This window comes from Bradyrhizobium sp., assembly GCF_047605465.1.
Taxonomy (GTDB): domain Bacteria; phylum Pseudomonadota; class Alphaproteobacteria; order Rhizobiales; family Xanthobacteraceae; genus Bradyrhizobium.
Genome location: NZ_JASGFS010000017.1, coordinates 43,791 through 64,120, shown reverse-complemented (window position 1 = coordinate 64,120; position 20,330 = coordinate 43,791). Strand labels below are relative to the sequence as shown.

20 protein-coding genes are annotated in these 20,330 nt (G+C 65.0%); 4 read left to right on the top strand and 16 right to left on the bottom strand.

Annotation, left to right across the window (positions count from 1 at the left end; translation table 11 throughout):
* Positions 1-121: 121 nt before the first annotated feature.
* The 10 genes from QM712_RS16140 to QM712_RS16095 form a co-directional block, all read right to left on the bottom strand.
* On the bottom strand, positions 122-1,465 hold the full coding sequence (locus tag QM712_RS16140) for a methyl-accepting chemotaxis protein (protein WP_415024105.1): 1,344 nt from the start codon (positions 1,463-1,465) through the stop codon (positions 122-124).
* A gap of 106 nt (positions 1,466-1,571) precedes the next feature.
* On the bottom strand, positions 1,572-2,054 hold the full coding sequence (locus QM712_RS16135; protein ID WP_415024104.1) for a cytochrome c-type biogenesis protein: 483 nt from the start codon (positions 2,052-2,054) through the stop codon (positions 1,572-1,574).
* Between the two features lie 4 nt (positions 2,055-2,058).
* Positions 2,059-4,041: a heme lyase CcmF/NrfE family subunit gene (locus QM712_RS16130; protein WP_415024103.1), complete on the bottom strand. Its 1,983-nt coding sequence runs from the start codon at positions 4,039-4,041 to the stop codon at positions 2,059-2,061.
* Positions 4,038-4,529 carry a cytochrome c maturation protein CcmE gene (ccmE, locus tag QM712_RS16125; RefSeq protein WP_415024102.1) on the bottom strand — a complete coding sequence of 164 codons (492 nt, stop codon included), beginning with the start codon at positions 4,527-4,529 and terminating at the stop codon, positions 4,038-4,040. Before ccmE ends, QM712_RS16130 begins: the two co-directional genes overlap by 4 nt.
* Positions 4,530-4,566: 37 nt before the next feature.
* Entirely contained in the window at positions 4,567-5,670 is a 1,104-nt protein-coding gene (ccmI, locus tag QM712_RS16120) for a c-type cytochrome biogenesis protein CcmI (RefSeq protein ID WP_415024101.1), read from the bottom strand.
* Positions 5,671-5,800: 130 nt separating this feature from the next.
* Positions 5,801-6,070: a hypothetical protein gene (locus QM712_RS16115; RefSeq protein WP_415024141.1), complete on the bottom strand. Its 270-nt coding sequence runs from the start codon at positions 6,068-6,070 to the stop codon at positions 5,801-5,803.
* Positions 6,071-6,168: 98 nt separating this feature from the next.
* Complete coding sequence (locus tag QM712_RS16110) at positions 6,169-7,569, bottom strand: hypothetical protein (RefSeq protein ID WP_415024100.1); 1,401 nt, start codon at positions 7,567-7,569, stop codon at positions 6,169-6,171.
* Positions 7,570-7,730: 161 nt separating this feature from the next.
* Positions 7,731-9,107, bottom strand: coding sequence for an ATP-binding protein (locus QM712_RS16105; protein ID WP_415024099.1), 1,377 nt, complete (start codon positions 9,105-9,107; stop codon positions 7,731-7,733).
* 114 nt (positions 9,108-9,221) lie between these two features.
* Positions 9,222-9,896 carry a response regulator transcription factor gene (locus QM712_RS16100; RefSeq protein ID WP_275194347.1) on the bottom strand — a complete coding sequence of 225 codons (675 nt, stop codon included), beginning with the start codon at positions 9,894-9,896 and terminating at the stop codon, positions 9,222-9,224.
* Positions 9,897-10,120: 224 nt separating this feature from the next.
* Complete coding sequence (locus tag QM712_RS16095; protein ID WP_415024098.1) at positions 10,121-10,276, bottom strand: hypothetical protein; 156 nt, start codon at positions 10,274-10,276, stop codon at positions 10,121-10,123.
* A 225-nt stretch (positions 10,277-10,501) separates the two neighbouring features.
* Here QM712_RS16095 and QM712_RS16090 point away from each other — a divergent pair, with 225 nt between their 5' ends.
* The 4 genes from QM712_RS16090 (at position 10,502) to QM712_RS16075 (ending at position 12,528) form a co-directional block, all read left to right on the top strand.
* Positions 10,502-11,488: a Ku protein gene (locus QM712_RS16090; protein ID WP_415024097.1), complete on the top strand. Its 987-nt coding sequence runs from the start codon at positions 10,502-10,504 to the stop codon at positions 11,486-11,488.
* Between the two features lie 56 nt (positions 11,489-11,544).
* Positions 11,545-11,781, top strand: coding sequence for a hypothetical protein (locus QM712_RS16085; protein ID WP_415024096.1), 237 nt, complete (start codon positions 11,545-11,547; stop codon positions 11,779-11,781).
* Between the two features lie 197 nt (positions 11,782-11,978).
* The gene (locus tag QM712_RS16080) at positions 11,979-12,161 is read left to right on the top strand and encodes a hypothetical protein (RefSeq protein ID WP_415024095.1); all 183 of its coding nucleotides are present in this window, start codon (positions 11,979-11,981) and stop codon (positions 12,159-12,161) included.
* A gap of 202 nt (positions 12,162-12,363) precedes the next feature.
* Positions 12,364-12,528 (top strand): Flp family type IVb pilin, encoded by a 165-nt coding sequence (locus QM712_RS16075; protein WP_415024094.1) that lies wholly within the window; start codon positions 12,364-12,366, stop codon positions 12,526-12,528.
* A gap of 183 nt (positions 12,529-12,711) precedes the next feature.
* On the opposite strand, the gene QM712_RS16070 is transcribed toward QM712_RS16075, so the two are convergent.
* The 6 genes from QM712_RS16070 to QM712_RS16045 all read right to left on the bottom strand — a co-directional run bounded on the left by QM712_RS16070 (position 12,712) and on the right by QM712_RS16045 (position 20,295).
* On the bottom strand, positions 12,712-13,584 hold the full coding sequence (locus QM712_RS16070) for a TonB family protein (RefSeq protein WP_415024093.1): 873 nt from the start codon (positions 13,582-13,584) through the stop codon (positions 12,712-12,714).
* A 4-nt stretch (positions 13,585-13,588) separates the two neighbouring features.
* A complete protein-coding gene (exbD, locus tag QM712_RS16065; RefSeq protein ID WP_415024092.1) occupies positions 13,589-14,047 on the bottom strand; it encodes a TonB system transport protein ExbD in 459 nt (152 codons plus the stop codon).
* 4 nt (positions 14,048-14,051) lie between these two features.
* Positions 14,052-15,011, bottom strand: coding sequence for a tonB-system energizer ExbB (gene exbB, locus QM712_RS16060; protein WP_415024091.1), 960 nt, complete (start codon positions 15,009-15,011; stop codon positions 14,052-14,054).
* Between the two features lie 36 nt (positions 15,012-15,047).
* Entirely contained in the window at positions 15,048-15,656 is a 609-nt protein-coding gene (locus QM712_RS16055) for a biliverdin-producing heme oxygenase (RefSeq protein WP_415024090.1), read from the bottom strand.
* Positions 15,657-15,675: 19 nt separating this feature from the next.
* Positions 15,676-19,167 carry a TonB-dependent receptor domain-containing protein gene (locus tag QM712_RS16050; RefSeq protein ID WP_415024140.1) on the bottom strand — a complete coding sequence of 1,164 codons (3,492 nt, stop codon included), beginning with the start codon at positions 19,165-19,167 and terminating at the stop codon, positions 15,676-15,678.
* A gap of 180 nt (positions 19,168-19,347) precedes the next feature.
* On the bottom strand, positions 19,348-20,295 hold the full coding sequence (locus QM712_RS16045; protein WP_415024089.1) for a FecR family protein: 948 nt from the start codon (positions 20,293-20,295) through the stop codon (positions 19,348-19,350).
* Between the last annotated feature and the right edge of the window lie 35 nt (positions 20,296-20,330).

Genomic DNA, 20,330 nt, shown 5'->3' with positions numbered 1-20,330 from the left:
GTTAAACTTTCGTAATGAAGGGCGACGCCGATGCGGCAGTTTATCGCAGGCCGAAAGTCGTGGTCCCACAGGAACTTAATGGGACTTTCGCGACGGACGCCGAAGCGCCCTCACCGCTCCATCAGCTGGCCCTGACGCTGGCGATGAATTCGTCGACTTCGTGCTTCAGGGTCTCGGCCTGTTGCGACAGGTCGACGGCGGAATCTCGCGCTTCGGCCGCCATCCGTCCGGTCTCGGCGGACGTCGAGGTGATCTGGACGATGTGATTGGAGACGTCGAGCGTGCCGCGCGCGGCATCCTGGACGCTGCGCGTGATGTCCTGGGTGGCGTTGCGCTGCTGCGCGGTGTCGACCTCGATGCCCGACATGATCGACGAGATCTCCGACAGTGTCCTGGCGATGCCGTCGATCGCACCACGCGTCTCCGCGGTGATGCCCTGGATGCTGGCGACATGGGATGTGATCTCCTCCGTCGCCTTGCTGGTCTGGTGCGCGAGGTTCTTCACCTCCGAAGCGACCACCGCGAAGCCCTTGCCGCTCTCGCCGGCGCGCGCCGCCTCGATCGTGGCGTTCAGCGCCAGAAGGTTGGTCTGCGATGCGACCGCCTGCACGAGCTGCACGACCTCGCCGATCTTGTCGGCGGCATCCGACAGCGTGTGGATGGTGTCGCGGCTCTTCTCCGCCTGGGCCGCCGCGCCCTCGGCGCGCTGGGTCGCATCCGTGACGCGGCGGCTGATCGTCCCGATCGAATTCGTCATCTCCTCGGCCGAGCCTGCGACCGTCTGAACGCTGGCGCTGGCCTGGCTCGCAGCGCTCGCCACCGCATTGGCCTTGCTGTTGGTGTCGTTGGCGGCCCGCGACAGCGTCTCGGCGTTGCTCTTCAGATGCACCGCGGAAGATGCCACGCTGTCGACAACGTTGGCGACGAGCTCATTGAAGCTCTTGATCCGGGCATCGAGATAGGTGGACCGCTCGGCCTGGTGCTGCGCCTCGTGGAGCTGCTGCTCGGTGAGCCGCCGCCGCTCGATCCCGTTGGTCTTGAACACCTCCAGCGCGCCCGCGAGCAAGCCGATCTCGTTGGAGCCGCCGAGCCCCGGAACGGGCGTCTCGAATTTCTGGTCGGCGACCTCACGCATGGCATGCACGATCGCGGCCAGCGGGCTGAGGATGCCGTTGCGCACGGCGAACCACGTCATGAGGCAGATCGCGCAGGCGACGACCGCTATGACGGCGCAGGCGACCAGGAAATAGGAGAACGCGCCCTGAGCCTGCTGGTAGACCTGCATCGCGTGGTCGCGCGCGGGCCCGCTCAACGCCGCGACGTCCGAGGACAGGCTCGTGATCTCGTTGTTGAGATAGAGCACCGCCACGAACCCGGTGCCGCCGCCGATGCCGAGCAGGAACAATAATGCAGCGACGACAGCTCCGACCAGGAATCGGATCGTCAGATTGCTGTTGGCGAACATCGGAAAGGCCCAAAGATCTGGAATCGAATCTCGCGCCAAAGTTCCAGACAAAGGTCAACAGAGCATGAACCGTGCTCCGCACTAAAGCCTACGGATGTTTACGTAGCTAGCGCGACTTCGCGTCCTCGGACATCAGCGCGGCAAGTCGCGCCTCCTCGTCGGCCGTGAGCGGCGGAGCCTGGACATCCGCACCATTCTGCGCGCGGCGACGAATTTGCAGCCACAACGCCAGGCCGCCGCCGGCGAGCAGCAGCGGCGCCAGCAGCCACAGCAACAAGGTCTGGCGCTCGAAGCGCGGCTTGAGCAGCACGAACTCGCCGTAACGCGCGACGAGGAAATCGAGCACCTGCGAATTGCTGTCGCCGGCCGCGATCCGCTCGCGGACCAGGAGCCGCAGATCACGCGCGAGCGGCGCCTCGGAATCGTCGATCGACTGGTTCTGACAGACCATGCAGCGGAGCTCGCGCGACAATTCGCGTGCACGCGCTTCGTTGGCGGGATTCGCCATGATCTCGTCGGGTTGCACGGCGCGGACCGCCGGCGCGGCCAGCAGCATCAGAGCGACGATCACGAGCCACATCCGACGCATCAGATCACTCCGCCGGCTGCAGGCGCTGCTTGGCCCGCGCCGGCTTCGGCGCACCGACCCGCAAGCGCCGGTCGGAGAGCGACAGCATGCCGCCGAACGCCATCAGCACCGGCCCCCACCAGATCAGGAGCACCAGGGGCTTGTGGTAGATGCGCACCGCGACCGAACCTTCGTTGCTGACATCGCCGAGCGAGATGTAGAGCTGGCTCGCGCCCCGGGTCAGCAGCGCCGCCTCGGTGGTCGAGGCGCCGCGCGTGGTGAAGCTGCGCTTCGACGGCGTCATGACGCTGAGGCGCTCGCCGTCCTGACTGACATTGAACTCCGCGATCATCTCCCGGTAGTTCGGGCCCTGACGCTGAAACAACCCGTCGAGCTTGAGATCGTAGCCGGCGACATGGGCGACATCGTTCGGCTTCATCGTCGCGATGTATTCGCTGTTCCAGGTGGTCTCGCAGACGATACCGATCAGCGCGACACCCAGGCCGGCATGCGCAAACGCGGTGCCCCAGGCCGAACGCGGCAGGCCGCGTGCCCGGTGCAGCGCCGTCGCGAACGGCAGGCGCACGAGGCCGGTCCGCTCGACGATGTCGGTGACGGCACCGGCGATGACGAAGATCCCGAGCCCGATCGCGAGCGGCGCCAGCGAACTGCCGCCCGTTGCCCAGCCCCAGGCGATGGCGACCGCGACGAGCCCGGCGACGCCGGCCGCGAGCAGGCGCTGCGTCACCCCCAGCAGGTCGCCCCGCTTCCACGCCAGCATCGGCCCGAACGGCACCGCGAGCAGCAGCAGGACGAACAGCGGAACGAAGCTCAGATTGTAGAAGGGCGCGCCGACCGACATCTTGAAATCGGCCAGCACTTCCATCGCCAGCGGATAGAGCGTGCCGAACAGCACGACCGCGCAGGCCACCGTCAACAACAGATTGTTCAGGACCAGCGCGCCCTCGCGCGAGATCGGCGCGAACAGCCCGCCCTGCTTCAACGAAGCCGCCCTTCCCGCGAACAGCGAGAGGCTGCCGCCGATGAACAAGCAGAGGATCAGGAGGATGAACACGCCGCGGGTCGGGTCGGTGGCAAAGGCATGCACCGACGTGATGACGCCCGAGCGCACCAGGAAGGTGCCGAGCAGCGACAGCGAGAACGTCAGGATCGACAGCAGGATGGTCCAGACTTTCAGCGCGTTGCGCTTCTCCATGACCAGGGCCGAATGCAGCAGTGCAGTTCCCGCGAGCCACGGCATCAGCGAGGCATTCTCGACCGGATCCCAGAACCACCAGCCGCCCCAGCCGAGTTCGTAATAGGCCCAATAGGAGCCCATCGCGATGCCGAGCGTGAGGAAGATCCAGGCGACCAGCGTCCAGGGCCGCACCCAGCGGGCCCACGCGGCGTCGATCCTGCCCTCGATCAGCGCCGCGATCGCAAATGAAAACGAGATCGAGAAGCCGACATAGCCGAGATAGAGCATCGGCGGATGCACGGCGAGACCGATATCCTGCAGCACCGGATTGAGATCGCGTCCCTCGATCGGCGGGTTGGCGATGCGCAGGAACGGGTTCGAGGTCATCAGGATGAAGAGATAGAAGGCGCTGGCGATCCAGGCCTGCACCGCGAGCACATGCGCGCGCAACGACAGCGGCAGGTTGTTGCCGAAGGCAGCGACCAGCCCGCCGAACAGCGCCAGGATCGATACCCAGAGCAGCATCGAGCCTTCATGGTTTCCCCACACGCCGGTGACCTTGTAGATCAGCGGCTTCAGGGAGTGCGAGTTCTCGTAGACGTTGGCGACGGAGAAATCCGACGTCACGTGCAACGTCACGAGGGCCGCGAACGATGCGCCGACGAACAGGAGCTGCGCCAGGGCGGCGGAGCGTGCCACGTTCATCAGCGCCGTATCGCGCAGGCGCGCGCCGATCAGCGGCACGACGGATTGGATCAGCGCCAGTCCGAGCGCCAGCACCAGCGCGTAATGTCCGGATTCCGCGATCAACGCACTGCTCCCTGCGGGTTACCCTGCGCCGTCGTTGCCGCAGGCTTGGCACCGTAATCGTCCTTCCAGTGCCCCTGCTTCTTCAGGGCATCGGCGACGTCCTTGGGCATGTAGGTCTCGTCGTGCTTGGCGAGCACGGTGTCGGCCTTGAAGACGCCGTCGGCGTCGAGCGCGCCTTCGGCAACGACGCCCTGCCCTTCACGGAACAGGTCGGGCAGGATGCCCTTGTAGGCGACCGGCAGCCTGGCGTTGCCGTCGGCGACCTCGAACGTCACCGCGAGATTGTCGCCACGCTGCAGCGAGCCCGGCTGCACCAGCCCTCCGAGGCGAAACCGCTTGCCGGGCTGGACGTGCTTCTCGGCGACCATGGTCGGGGTCGAGAAGAACACGATGGAATCGCGCAACGCGTTGAGCACGAGCGCAGCAGCGAGCGCGAGCACGGCCAGGGAGCCGCCGATGATGGTCATACGTCGCTGCTTGCGCGTCATGGCGTATCCGTTCTCCGCTCGTCTCGTCCCGCTTGCATCATCCGTCGAAGCCGAGATTCTTGAGGCCTTCGTTGAGCTGGCGCAGCCTTTCGGCGTTGTTGGCCACAGCCTGACGGGCGTCTGTCGACGCGCCCGCCGCCTTGTCGCGGTCGCCCATCACCAGATAGGCGCGCACCAGACGCAGCCAGCCATCGACGTCGTCACCGTTCTGCTTCAACCGCGTGGCGAGGCGCTCGACCATGCCGCGGACCATCGCGCCGCGATCGCCTTCGCTCATGTCTTTCGCCGCCGCCATGGTCTCGTCCGACAGCGCCGGCACCGCTGCGCCGCCGACCCTCGCGAGCGAGGACTGCACCAGCGGACGCCACGGCGCATCCGCCGGCGCCTTGGCGAGCAGCGCGCGCCAGATGCCGGCCGCATCGTCCTTGCGGCCGTCCTGTTCAGCCGCAAGCCCGAGAAAATAGTTCGCCTTGGGATCGTCGGCATTGAGCGCCTGCGCGCGCTCGAATTCCGTCTTGGCTTCGGCAGTCACCACGCCGCCGGCGGCGGCCGCGAGCGCTTCGCCGAGATCGGACCTGCGCTCTGCGCTCTCGCCGTTGTAGGTCAGCGAATTGCGATAGGCGCGCGCCGCTTCGTCGAACCGGCCGAGCCGCTCGAGCACCGGCGCAAGCACGTTCCAGCCGCGCCCGTCGGTCGGATTTTTTTCCAGATGTTGCTCGACCTGCGCGACGAGGTTCTCGAGCGATTGCGCCATGGCGGGCGCGCGTTGGCGCTCCGCCAGCGGAAAGTCCTGAAGCCTGGGTGAACCGAGCGGAATGTAGACACAGATCGCAACAAGCGGCAGGCCGACGAGCGCCAGCACGGCCGCCGCGCGGCGCCATTTGAGACTGGACGCCGGCTCGGCCGCCCGCTCGCTGTCGGCCGCACCGAGCAGCCGGCGGCTGATCTCGATGCGCGCGGCCTCGGCTTCCGGTGCGGCAATCAGACCCGCGGCGAGATCGCGCTCGATCTCGGCCAACTGGTCCTTGTAGACCGCGACCTCGCTGCCTTCGCCCTGCGCGCGCGCGCCACGGCCGAGCGGCCAGAGCACGGCGAACACCGCCGCGACCGTCATCAGCGCGAACACGAACCATAGCGTCATCTGGCAAGCTTCCGGCGGCGCGCGAACTGCGCCCATGGGTGGCTTTACACCACGGCCGGACAAGGCGGCAATTGACAATTGTCAATTCGACGCGACCGGTTTCGTCCCGAAACGGTGGAAATCCAACGGCTTAGCCGATCTCGAAGTCCACGCTTTGAGCGGCGTCCTGGCCGTGCCCGTTGAAGGCCTTCAGGAAATACGTGCCCGGCTTGATCGTCTCGGGCAAGCGGATGCGCAACGCGCCCACAGGAACCGGCGATGCGATCATGATGGCCGTCTCCGGCAACTGACGGCCGCTCGTCTTCTCGACCAGCACCACCTTCGCCCTGACCATCAACCTCTGGTATTTCGCAACGATGACGCGATTTTCGATTTCAACGAAGCTGATAACGGGTTTCATGCGCCCACAGATAGCAGGTCCCAAAAAGTGCACGGACCGTAGGGCTCACCGCGGACGTGGTCAACCATAAATTGTGACTAGAAAAAATTTCGCCTGGATCAGCCGGCGCGCGACGATTTGCGCTCGCCGGTCGCCGCGTTTTCCGCCGCCCGGCTCATCAGCGACGCGTAATCGTCGCCGAATAATACCTCGCAGAAGCGGATCGCGGCCTGGACCTGCTGCTGGCGATAGGTGCGGACCTTGTGATCGGCGGCGCGCAGCGACTGCACCAGGGATTCGGTCGACCGTTCGACGTATTGCTGCAGATCGGAATAGGTGCGCAGCGTCACCTCGTTGATCGCAAGCTCGCTGGCAAAGTTGCGGCAGGTTGCGACGAAATCGATCAGGGCCGCGGTTTCCTCGACCTCGGTCGTGTCGATCCGTGCTCCCGGCGGAATATCCTTCTCCGCCCGCTGGCGCAGAATGCGGCGAACGCGGCCGGGAACGCTGTCGATCTCCGACTGCAGCGCATTGGAGATGTCGGCCCGGATCGAGGTCAACTGCTTGCCCCAGGCGGAATCGTTGCGCAGGTCGAGTTCGGTGCGCAGGCCCCTCACCCCGTCATGCAGCGCCTTGAGATTGTCGGCGACATTGTCGAAGTGGCCGCGCTTGATGTCCATGCGCAGCATCGCGGCGAGGCAGGACAGATCGTGCAGGGCGATCGTGACGGCCACGCCATAGGGCGTCGCCGCGACGCGGATTTCGTCGTCGGACGCGGCGATCTTGATGGCGAGACGGATGATCTGCCACGGTGCCGTCATCCGTTGCACCACCATCGACAGCGCAAGCGGCAACACCTGCGGAGCCTGGAGCGCGGGGATATTGAGCGCGGCCGTGACCGATGCGATCTGCGATTCGCCGAAGGCGCGCAGGAACCGCGGCAGCTTTTCGTTCAGGGTCGCGAGGGCCTCGCGAACCTGGAGCACGGCTCCGATCGAGTAGAGATCCTCGATGACGTTGGGCGGACCGACGCGGGCGAGCGCGCGCGACTTGTCGCCGCCGCCCGGCCCGATCAGTTCAAAGATGGCATCGGCCGCCACGGCCTGAAGCTTCTGCGCCAGAGCTTCGACCTGCCCCGCATTGTCGCCCGGCATGCGCGACAGCGCGGTCTCGAATTCGTTCACCTTGTCGGGGGCGCCGTCGCGGCCGAGCCATTGCCAGATCGGGTGCAGCGAAGAACGGCGGATCTGTCCGACCCGGATCGGAACGCCGGGTTCGACCAGGAAAGGTTCCAGAACCTGGAACAACAGCCGCGACAAATCGTCGGTACGCGGCGGCGCGGCCTCCTCGACCTCGGTCTTGCGGACGATCTTGCGCAACTGCTCGAGCACGAGGGTTGCCACCGCCGTGTCCTGGCCGCGCTCCAGCGCACGCTCGAACTCCCGCATCAGCAGCGCCTGCGACTGCGGCGGGAGCTGCGCGAGATATTCTCTCAGCCGCTCGATCGATGTCTGGCTCATGCGCCCGGATAATGCACGGTAAAATGGCGGACGTGGGATGCGTCCGGGCGCGATCATAGGAGCGCCAGCCTTAAGAAGCCGTTGAGGAAGTTGCTTCGAATACCGCCACTCACCTGCGGATCGGGCACGACCGGTCCTGGAACCCGTGCCAAATCAAGGCACTAGATTCCCGGGAGAAGCAGTTCGGCCCGCAGGCCCCCGATCGGCGCGCTCCCGAGCGAGAGGCTGCCGCCATAGAGCGAGGCGAGATCGACCACGATGGACAGCCCGAGCCCCGATCCGGGCTTGGACTCGTCGAGCCGCTGGCCGCGCCGCGAGACCTGGGCGCGCTCGGCCTCCGACAGGCCGCGTCCGTCGTCGTCGACGATGATCCGCAAGCGTGGGCCGGCGCCGGGCTGGTCCGGCGTCTCCACCAGGACCTCGATGAAGACGCGCGAGGCCGCCCATTTGCAGGCATTGTCGACGAGGTTGCCGACCATCTCCTCCAGGTCCTGCCGCTCGCCACGAAATCTGGCGGACGGCGCGGCCTTGGCCTCGACCACGATGCCGCGGTCGCGATGGATCTTCTCCATGGTCCGTCGCAATGCTTCGATCGCGGGCGCGACTTCGGTCACGGTCGCCACGACCGAGACCCTGGCCGCGATGCGCGCGCGTTCCAGATGATGGGCGACCTGATCGCGCATCACGTCGGCCTGCTCCATGACCTTGGCGGCGAACGGATCGGCGGCGTGTGCGCCCGCCTCGTTCACGATGACCGAGAGCGGCGTCTTGATCGCATGCGCGAGATTGCCGACATGCGTGCGGGCACGCTCGACGATCTCGCGATTGGCATCGATCAGGGCATTGGTCTCGCGCGCCAGCGGCGCGATCTCGACCGGGAATTCGCCTTCGAGCCGCTCGGCCCGTCCCGAACGGATGGCGGCGATGGACTCCGAGATGCGCTTCAACGGAGCCAGACCGAAGCGGACCTGGAACACCGTGGTCAGCAGCAGCACGATGCCGAGCGCGGTGAAGGTGCCGCCGAGATAATAGTCGAAGCTTCGCGTCTCGTCGAAGATCTCGGTGGCATCGCCGGCGACGCTGACGAGATATTTGCCGTCGGCGCCGAGATCGACCGGACGTTCCACCATCCGCAGATTCTGCCCCTCGGGTCCGTCGACATAAGCGAGCCGGATGCCGGCGGCGGTGAGCTCTGTGCCCTGCTCCTCCAGCTTCGGCAGCTTCTTGTCCCAGAGCGAGCGCGAGGAGCGCACCTCCGGCTTTTCGGTGTCGGTGCGGGTGATCTGCCAATACCAGCCGGACAGCGGCAGCTCGAACAGCGGCTCGCCGAGCGACTGGAACTGACGGTCCGGCGGCTCGTCCGGGGTCGCGACCTCCGCGATCAGGGTGCGCAGATAGAGATTGAGGCGGCGGTCGAACGCGCGCTCGGTCGCGTTCTTGTAGACCGAGGACAACACGACGCCGGTGATCGCCAGAATCACCACGAGCCATGCCGTCGCCGACAGGAACAGGCGGTTGGCAAGCGAGCTAGCGGCCATCGGAACGATCCCGTGGGGCGCAGGATGTCAGGTCGTCTGAGATCATGACCCGACCAAGGCCCCTTGCCGGGCCGCCCGTCAAGCCCGGGAGGTGTCAAGTTGGGGACGGACGCGTCAGGCGCCGGGCGCGGCCGGCGGGGTCAGGAGATAACCCAGGCCGCGCACCGTCTGAATGATGTCGACATCCAGCTTCTTGCGGATGCGGCCGACGAACACCTCGATGGTGTTGGAGTCGCGGTCGAAGTCCTGATCGTAGAGATGCTCGACCAGTTCGGTGCGCGACACCACCCGCCCGGAATGGTGCATGAGGTAGGCCAGAAGCCGATATTCGTGCGAGGTCATCTTCACGGGATTGCCGGAGACGCTGACCCGGCCGGTCCTGGTGTCGAGCGTGACCGGGCCGCAGCTCAGCTCGCTCTGGGCATGGCCGGTCGAGCGGCGCAGCAGGGCGCGGATGCGTGCCAGCACCTCTTCCAGGTGAAACGGCTTGGCGACGTAATCGTCGGCGCCGGCATCGAAGCCCTGCACCTTGTCGCTCCAGCGGTCGCGCGCGGTCAGGATCAGGACCGGCATGGTGCGGCCGTTGCGGCGCCAGGCCTCAAGGACGGAGATGCCGTCCTTCTTCGGCAGGCCGATGTCGAGCACCACGGCATCGTAGGGCTCGTTGTCGCCGAGATAGTGTCCCTCTTCGCCGTCGAAGGCGCGATCGACGACATAGCCCGCATCGGTCAGCGCCTTGGTGAGCTGGCGATTGAGATCGGGGTCGTCCTCAACAACGAGCAGGCGCACGCTTCTCTCCAAAGATAGACTGCACAATCGACCGCCAGAGATGATCAATTCCGGCGTGAACTGAATATGAACGCGGGGAACCGCCGGACGTTACTTTTTGGTCATATCCACCCGCCCAGCGCAACTGTGCCCGCCAGGCGGCCGGACGAGCCGGCCGCATGACGGGCACAATGTGCCGCTTTGCGCGGCGAGTCGGAAGGTCCGAATACCCGGCCGGTCTGCCGTCAGGTCCGGAAAAACACGAACCAGATGACGGCGAGGATCAGGATCGCAAGCCCGGTCGAGATGGCGAGCAGAGCCGCCACCGAGGGCCCGAGTTCGCCCTGACGTGCTTCGGTCGGCGTTTCAACGATCTGACGATGCTCTCGCGTAATTGCCATGGTGACCTCAATCTCTGGCTGTCGCGCCCAATCGCCGCGACCTCCTCGCGGCCTTCTGTCACGAGCCAACGCCCGATTACGGACGATGTTCCGAACACGGGTGGGAACGGCGAGCGTCCGGGCGGCGGTTAACGCAGTTGCCAGATTCCGCTGCCGCGCTTGCTATGATTCGCAGTGCCCCGGTGGTATCCTCATCAGCTGTGCCCGTTGCGTTTGGAGTAGCCCATGGCCCCCCGCGCCAATTGGAAGGGTTTTCTGCGTCTGTCGCTCGTGACCTGTCCGGTCGCGCTGTATCCGGCCACTTCGGATACGGAGAAGGTCTCGTTCAACCAGATCAACCGCAGGACCGGCCACCGGATCAAGTACCTCAAGGTCGACGCCGAGACCGGGGACGAGGTGACCTCCGACGACATCGTCAAGGGCTACAAGGTCGACACCGACACCTATATCGAGATCAGCAAGGACGAGCTCGACGACATCGCGCTCGACTCGACGCACACGATCGAGATCGACGAATTCGTGCCGAAGACCGACATCGACAACCGCTATCTGATCCGCCCCTACTACCTCGTGCCGGACGGCAAGGTCGGGCATGATGCCTATGCGGTGATCCGCGAAACCATCCGCAGCATGAACAAGGTCGCGATCGGCCGCGTGGTGCTGACCAACCGCGAGCACATCATCGCGCTCGAGCCGCTCGAGAGCGGCCTGATGGGGACCCTGCTGCGCTATCCGTACGAAGTGCGCAGCGAGAAGGACTATTTCGACGACATCCAGGACGTGAAGCTCACCAAGGACATGCTCGACCTCGCCAAGCACATCGTCGAGAAGAAGTCCGGCGCGTTCGAGCCCGAACTGTTCGAGGATCACTACGAGACCGCCCTGATCGATCTCATCAACAAGAAGCGCAGCGGTGCGCCCATCGCGGCCAGGGCGACGCCGAAGGCCGGCGGCAACGTCATCAACCTGATGGATGCGTTGAAGAAGAGCCTCGCAAGCGAGAAGGATGCGGCGCCCGTCGCGAAAGCGGCCAAGGAGCCCGCCAGAGAGACCGCCAAGGGCAAGAAGCCCAAGAAGCGCATCGAGGGCCAGCGCGAGATGCTGCTGCCCATCGCCGGGAAGGGCGGCAAGGAAGCTGCGGGCAAACAGGCGGCCCCCAGGAAGGCCGACAAGCCGGTGCGTGCCCCTGCCCGCGCCAAGAAGGCCGGATAGCGGCGGCTCCGGAGCAAGACGCGTCGTGAGCTCATCGAGGGAGCGGCCGGCCTGACATGCCCTGGTCGGCAGCGTTCGACGATCCCATCGCCCTGCGCAACGGCCGCAAACTGCTCACGCTGCAGCAGGCGGCCGACTACATCATGCAACTGCCCGAAGCCGCACAGCGCGAACCGCGCTGGCAGACCGCCATCGAAACCCTGATCAATGCGGCAGAGACCGGCGGCGGCTGGCTGCTGTTCGCCCGCATCGCGATGTTGCGCGCGTTGAACGCGGACCGCCGGCACGAGTGATCCCCCACGTCCTTTGTCACTATCCTTGCCGGCACGTTGACGAACAGCCTCAACAAGACGTTAAGCCACGCTCCGAATTGCAGCATGGCTGATCCATCGTGCCGCACCGGGTATTCTTACGGGAGGTAAAATTAACACTCGATTCCCCCTACCCGCACCATGGTCGCGCCATCGATTGAGCCAAGGTTGCCGTACCCGTGCCGCAGCAAAAAGTCAGAAAAAACTACATCGGCATCGTGAATGACGCAGCCGACGACAAGCGGACCGCCGACACGACCGCGCGGCCGCGCCCGCGCGTGATGGGCTATCTGGTCGGTCGCCTCACGGAGGCCCTGAAGCGTCATCGCGAGGGCGCATCGAGCCGTTCGATCACCTCCTGAGGCAAGATACTGCCACGCACCGGATGCGTCGAATCCACCTGAATTGGGTCAGGAAACCTTAAGTTAATGGATGCCAACATATAGCGCAGCAGACGAAAACTGCATCGCCTGCCATTTTGACGCGAGCGAAAAAGTTAGTGGATCAATTTACACTTCCGAAAACGGCGCGAGTCTACGCTGCCCGGATGAATAGGAGTTGGCGATGAATTTGCTCAAGTCTTTCCTTGCCGATGAAAATGGCGCCACCGCTATCGAGTACGGCCTGATCGCCGCCGGCATTGCGCTCGCGATCGTGACGGTCGTGAACAACACGGGGAGCGTGCTCCTCAGCAACAAGTTCAACTCGATCAGCTCGGCGATGAAGTAACGATCGCCTCCGGCGGTCCGACATCCCTCTCCGGATGATTCAGGATAATCCCCCGGCCGCCCCGCCGGGGCATGCTGCGTCGGTATTGGCGGGCCTCCCGTCGTCCTCACTTCACATTTCAATCTGCACATTCACGCTCGCAAGTCTCGCCGCGCGATGTCGCGTGCGCTCTCTTCTGCAGCATCATTCTCCGAAACTGACCGGCACATCGAGCAGGATGCTGCTCCCGCCTCCGACATTCGCGGGCGGTGCAGGCAGCGGGCTGATCCGACGTGCCAGCGCGACGGCCTCCTCGTCGAGGGCCGCATAACCGGACGAGCGCGCGAGGCGCGCGGAGAGTACCCTTCCCGAACGGTCGATCACGAATGCAACCGTCGACGTTCCGCGGCCACCGCCAGACGGCACCCGCTTGTGCCGGTTCAACAACGCCATGATCGTGCTGCGCCAGGTCGCGGGTGACGAGGACGACGACATTCCCGCCATGGCCGCGGCGTTCGTCGGCGCATGCTGAACGTCGAGGGCCTGTGGCGCGGCCGTCGCCGGTGCGCTTCGTGCCGAGCGCTGGCTTGGCTTCTTCCGCGCGTCCTTCGGCTTGTCGGGCTTGCGCGGCTTCTCCTTCGGCTTGTCCTGCGACTCCTGCGGGGCAGGCGTCGGCGGGGCAAGCGTCACCTCGGATTTTTCCTTCTCGGGCAGTGGCGGAATTTCAACCTTGGTTTCGGGCATCACCTCGACTTCGGGCTTCTCCTGCTCGACCGGCTTGTCTTCCTGCTCCGATGGAGTCGTCACCTGCGACATCTCCATCTGCGGACCGAGCGCGACATCCTGAGGCGGTGTTTCCGGCGCCACCGGCACAGGCGAGAGTTCGATCATGACGGCGGCCGGCAGCTCGCTCGGCGCGACCTCATCGCCGGACCAAGTCAACGCCGTGTAAGCGATGGCACCATGGACGACGACGACGCAGAGCCCCGCGAGCGCCCAATGCACCAGCTGCCGGGAAACCGCTTGTCCATCCCTGTGATGGACCGGCCGGAGAACTGCCACGGGTTCGAACCGCATGCCGTTACTGCACCGGATTCGCTGCCGGCTGGGCGGAGGCCGCGACCGGTTCGAGGCCGACGAGCGCGATCTTGAGATAGCCGGCCTCGCGCAACAGATTCATCACAACCATCACCTCGCCGTAGCTCACGGCCTGATCGGCGCGCAGGAATATCCGCTCCTCGGTATCGCCGTTGGTCTTTCCATCCAGCGCGGACTTGAGCGCTTCCCGCGCGAGAGGATCGTTGCCGAGCGCGAGCGTCAGGTCGCTCTTGACCGTCAGGAAGACCGGCTCGCTGGGGCGCGGCTGCGGCTGGCTGTTCGACGTCGGCAGATCGACGGCGACATCGACCGTCGACAACGGCGCCGCGACCATGAAGATGATCAGAAGCACGAGCATGACGTCGATGAACGGCGTGACGTTGATCTCGTGGTTGTCAGCGAGGTCCTCGCCCGCCGAGCCGGCCTTGAGGCTTCCGGCCATCTGCTCACTCCGCGGCAAGACGCGCCGACGATGCGACGGAAACACTCCGCCGCATGTCGAGATCGCGACTGACCAGACGCTCGATGCCGGCCGAAGCATCCCCGAGAAGCCGTCGATAGCCGGTGATCGCCCGCGCGAACACGTTGTAGATGATGACGGCCGGGATGGCGGCGACGAGCCCGAACGCGGTCGCGAGCAGCGCCTCGGCGATGCCGGGCGCCACCACCGCGAGATTGGTGGTCTGCGTCTGCGAAATGCCGATGAAGGAGTTCATGATGCCCCACACGGTGCCGAACAGGCCGACGAAGGGCGCGGTCGCGCCGATCGTCGCCAGGATGCCGGTTCCCATCGCCATCCGCTGACCGGCTTCGGCCTCAACGCGCGACAACCGTGACGTCACGCGCTCGTTCACGCCACTGCCGTCCGTGTGATCGAAGGCCCGAACCGAGATCCGAACCTCATCCGCCGCCTCGCGCACCAGAACCGTCGCCGTGCCGCGGTCGTTCGCAAGCAATTCGGTTGCCTCGACCAGCGTCGCCGCAGACAGGATCTTGACGATACCCTGGCGCAGGCGGCGTTTCGCGCGAGCCAGTTCGACCGCCTTGGCCACCCAGACGGTCCAGGTCATCAGCGAGGCTAACACCAGACCCACCATCACGATCTTGACCACCCAGTCGGCGGACAAGAACATTCCCCACGGCGACAGGTTGTGAGGCAGGTCTGTGCGGGATTTCGTCTTGGCATCCCGTGGCGGCAAAGCCGCCGGAACCGACGTCGCCGCGGGCGACGGCGATTGCGACGCGTTGGAGACGTCGGCGGGGACAGCCTCTCCTTCAGCCGGGCTCGTGCCCGTGCCCGTTCCAGGTGGCGATACCGCTTGCGCCAGCACAGAAGGCATACCCTGCGTCACGATCAGGAGAAGCGCGACACTCGCTGCTGCCAGGACCTTCTTCATGAACATCATCGTCCTATCCCCTCTCCTCGATCGCAGCGCCGCCGCTCACGCCACAAGGACGTCACGAATCAGGGCCTGAACCCGCGCAAAGGCCGCGTTGGCACCGGCGATCGCGAGATCCTCCTCTGCATCGGCCAAGGGCACGGCGTCGAGCGCTGCCGTAAACGTCTTCCATTGCAATCCGCGGCCTTCGGGTGCAGCGGCGAGATGGCGAGCGCCGAAGCCCTCGGACAAGCCGAGCTTCGCGGCTTCCTTCAGCAGAAACGCCGCCCCGAGATTCGATCCTTCCGCGACATAGAGCCAGCCGAGCGCCGCCGGCAGGTCGAGCTTGCGGCCGGCGACGAAAGCCGGCGGATCCTGCGCGGCCGGCACATCGATGCCGAGATCGGAGAGATCCTGTTCGATCAGGCGCAGCCGCCGGCGGCCACCGAGATCGGGCAGCAGGTGTTCCAGCGCCGGATCGGCATAGAGCGCGTCGACCTCGCGATGAAACCGATACTGCACCGTCACGAACCGGCCGTAACGCTCCCGGTCGGCGAACGGCGATGCATCCATGATCGAATGATCCAGACGATCGTGCCGTTCGTTCGTTGCGGCGCGGAGCCGCCTCGCACGGCTCCGTTCCCGCGTTGAGTCAAGTTCGATGATCGTCATTCGTGGCCCTTTCGCCAGACTAGAAGCGGTAATTCAACCCGACCCTGAGCATCGGAATATCGACCTTGCTCAGCAGCTGGCGGCCGCTGACCACAGTCGACGTCACGGGATTGCCGAAGCTGTTCGCGACCATGACGCCGGCTCTGGCTTGCGGGAAACTGAACTTGGCTTCATCGAAACGGGCGAGCAGATATTCGCCGGTCACCGACCACGACTTGTTGAGCGAAAACTCGCCGCCGCCGCCCAGCACGTAGCCCGTACGCGTCAGGGCCGCATTCTCCGTGAATGCCACGAGGGAGGAATCCACCGCCGAGCAACAGCCTGGGATCGACCTGGTGGCAACGTATTGCGTCCGCTCTTCGTTCTGACGCATGAACGCGGCGCCGCCGGTCACATAGAGCATGAGCCGGTCGTTGAACGCGTAACCCAGGCGGCCGCGGACGGTCGCGATCCAGTCGATGCTGCTCTTCTGCACGGCCTCGAACGCCCGGTCGTAGAACAGGTTGGAGCTGTTGTTGTCGGTGCTGCCTTCGTTGGCGAACGTCACCTGAGAACCGGATATCTCCGACTTGGCGAAGTCGGCCGCAATGCCCGCCACGATACGATTTCTGAATTGATAGTCGTATCCCGCCTGAACACCAAAGGAGACCGCCTTGATGTTCTGGTTCGGTGCCTCCGTCGCGGAATAGCGCGTGATCGATCCGTCAAGCGCGGTGGACCCGCCCCTGAGCTCGGCGAAATTGTAAGCCGAATTGAAGCCAGCGTGGAATCCGGTCCAGTTGCCGATGCCTTGCGACGGACTGAACAGGCCCGTGAACGAGGCATATGAAACCGGCTCGTTGCCGCCGAACTTTCCGGTGAAACCGAGGCGCGCGGTTCGTCCGGGGCCGGGCTGCTGCACGAGGCTGAGCGGATCGACGTAATACTGATCGGTCACGTTCTCGACGGTTGCCCACAACGTGATGTCCTTCGACAGTTTGTATTCGGCGAAGAGATCCAGCATCCAGTACGGCTGCCAGTCGATCGGGGTGATGATCCCGGCCGCGCCATACACCACCGGCTCATGGCCCACGGAACGCGGACCCGTATAGCTCACGCGGCCGCCCACCGTGAGATCGTCGTCGAGCAGCTTCTGCGACACGGTGAGATTTGCCGAGTACTGCGGCGGGACCTGGTTGGTCGCGTAGTCCGACGACAGCGTCTTGTTCGAACAGGTGCTCGCGGTCGGGCAGAACTCCACGTTGAGATAATAGTTCGCGGCCAGCTCCGCCGAGAAACCTCCGATTTCGTAGCGGCTCGACAATTCGAGGCCTTCGAACCGCGCGCGATCGATGTTGTAGATCTTCAGCCCGGAGATCGGCGTGCCGGATGCGAGGTAGCTGACGACCGTGTACTGGCGGGCGACATAGTCCTTCACGTCCCAATTGAAGTAGCCGAACTTCAGCATGGCCTTGTCCTTCGACGCGAACACGTCGTCACGGACGAAGTTGAAGCCGGCTTCCCAATTGTTGGACCGCTCGGGACGAAGGTTGGTATTGATGTTGAGTGTGTAGGCCGCAACCGACTCGAACAGCGTCGGCATGCGCAACGCGCTGGAATAGTTCGCGTAGAATTGCGCCCCCTTGACCGGCTCGATCACGACGCCCGCCGAAGGACTGTATCCGTCGCTCGACCGCGACGGCTTCGAGTTCCGCTGCAGATCGTTGGCGACACTGCTTCGGTCGAGGGACGAATATTGCGAGTAGCGCAAGCCGGTGTTCAGTGTCAGCCAGTCCACCGGCTTGTAGGCGACCTTGCCGAAGCCGCCGGTTTCTTCCCTCGTGCCGTTCCGGCTCGGAATCCCCAGGTTCAGTTCGTCGGAGAACGGAAGCGGCTTGGTCGCTTCGTTGATGTAGGAGATGCCGTAGTCGAAGTCGAGCGAACCGAACCGCTCGAACGCGAAGTGCGACTTGTTGCTGACGTCGCCTCCCCACATGACGCTGTCGTTGCCGGGAAGGTAATTATAGGGAAGACCGTAAGTCTCCGGCCTGCCGAAACCGAGACTGACGCGCGGCGGCGTGCGCTGGGTGAGGCTCGTGAACCAGAAATTCGCCCTGAGATCGACAAGCGCATTGTCATCGGGCTTCCACCGATAGCGCGCCGTTCCGGTATCGACCTTGGTCGAATTCTCCTGCCATTGCTGCTGGGATTGGCTGAGCGGGCTTCCGAACAGCGAGGCGAGCATGTCGCCCGACGTGCTGCGATAGCCGTTGTATCCGATCTGGAGACTTTGCCCGTTGTCGTCGCGAACGGTGGCCTTGGCGAGATAGGACTCCGTCTGGAGCTGGGTGTTCAGAACCTGCTCGCCGGCGCGATAGCTGGAAAGACCTCCGTTCTGATACACGTGGGCATAGGAGATCGGGCTCGGCGGATAGTAGCAGAAGCCGCTGGGGTAACAGAGCGGCTGCGGCCCGGTGTCGATCACGCTTGCGCCGGGTCCGTTCTTGCCCGCGAAATAGTTGCCCTGCTTGCGGAACGCATAGCCCCAGAGCAGATCGTAATTGGCCTCCTTCACCGCCGCCACGGTGCTGAATGAACCGCTGGTCGGCGTGAGGAAGCCCGGGCGGTCGAGACCGGATTCCGAGGCCGTCGGCACCGGATAGGGTTGAGGATCGCTCACATAGGGCTTCGGCCAGGTGTAGCCGCCACGATCGCCGGGCCGCGGCGTCGTCGTATTCGTGCCGAAGCCGCTCTTGACCCACACGCCCCAGGTCTCTCCGGGCTTGACGACGTCGGCGGCACTGAGCGTGCGCATCGACACCGTGCCGGCAATGCCGCGCGAGCTCGCGTCGGACCCCTTGCGGATGTCGACGCCGGCCAGCAGGTCGGGATCGACGAACGTGCGGTTCGAGATGCCCTGATAGCCCTGATAGACCTGCACGCCGTTCTCGGCACCGTCGATCGTGACGGCAACGCGCCCCATGCCTTGCATGCCGCGGACGTTGACGTCGATCGATCCGGCGCCATTGCGCGCTTCGCCCGACATCACGCCCGGCGTACCGCGAAAGATGTCGGCCGGGCTCGAACCGCGGAACCGATCGATGGTTTCCTGCGAGATGTGCGCGACCGGCGCCGGCGTCGAATAGGGAGCGTCCGCCGCCGGGACGCCGCCACCGGAGACGTGGACCGTGTCGAGATGGATCGCTCCCTCAACCTGCGTCGCGCCCGTCGCAGCCGAAGCCGCGCTGGTGAGCGTGACCGACGAAGGTCCGGTGAAGCGATAGGAATAGCTCGTGCCCGAGAGGAGACGACGAAGTCCCTCCGCGGCGGTCAAATTGCCGCTCGCGCCCTGCGAACGCTCGCTCGACGCGATGATGCCGCCCGACGCGACATTGAGGCCCGTCGCCCGCGAGAACGCGACGATGGCGCTCGCAAGCGGCTGCGGCGGAATCGAGAATGCGACCGTCTTCTGATTGCGCTGAACGCCATCCTGCGGCGCCTGCGCCAGCGCCGATGTGCCTGACAGGAACATGGGACTCAATGCCGCAGTCCCCAACAGCGCCGCTCGCATACAAGGCTGCGCCAAGACCGCTCGCCACCGAACCCCACCCATCATTCCACTCCGTCAGATCGCGCCGGAAAGCGCTTCAACTCAATGACGAACGGGGGATCGGGATTCTTGCCGCTTGTTAATAAATTGTTTCTGTCGTGCTCACGATCGGGCGGTGAGAATCGTAAGTAGCGGCGTCACGCGTGTCAGCGAGAGCGGCAGCGCGTCCTGAAGCTGAAGCAGAGCACCGTCGACATCGTCGAGACCCGCGATCAGCGTCACCGGCTGCTGGGCAAGAGACCGGTTCATGATGACGACACGGCCGATCTGCCAGCGGTTCAGCACGCGAACGACCTTCTCGAGCGGCGCATTGACGAAGACGAGACGCCCTTCCCGCCAGGCCAGGAGTTCGGATGCGTCCGCAGCGACCGGCGCACTGATTTTCTCCGCGTCGAAAACCGTCTGCATGCCGGCTTCGACACGCAACGCCTGCTCGCCGGCGTTGACGCGTACGGCGTGCTCCGTCACGGTCACGACCGATCTGTCGCCATCCTCTCCGACCGCGAACGCCGTGCCCAATGCCGTGATGCGGCCCCGCGGAGCTTCGACGACGAACGCTCGCCCGGCTTTCGGGGCCACCTCGAAATAGGCCTCGCCATAATGCAAGGTGACACGGCGTTCCGGACCGTCGAGGCTCGCGGACAAGGCCGTCCGCGTCGACAGTTCGACCCGGCTTCCGTCAGCCAGCGTCACGGTACGCCGCTCTCCCGTGCCGGTACGGTAGTCGACCATCGCGTAACGATAGGCCCACAATGCCGTCGCGGCGAGCGCCACCGACATCGCCCCCTTCCCGAACCTGCGCCGCGTGATGCCGCGACGACGCCGGCGCACCTCCGGCAGATCGGACAACCCGCTCCAGAGGCTCTCGACCTCCTGAAACGCGACCGGATGGGCCGCGTCGCGCCGAAGCCAGGCACGAAAAGCCACTCTGTCTCGTTCGGACACCCGCTCGCTGCGCAGCAGATTGAACCAGACCACGGCCTCCCGCGTGGGCGGATCGGCACGATCCTCCAGACGCGGGTCGAACCAGCTCGGTTTCTGGTCGTCCATATGTGCATACGCCTCGTCTGTCCTAAGCCCAAGAC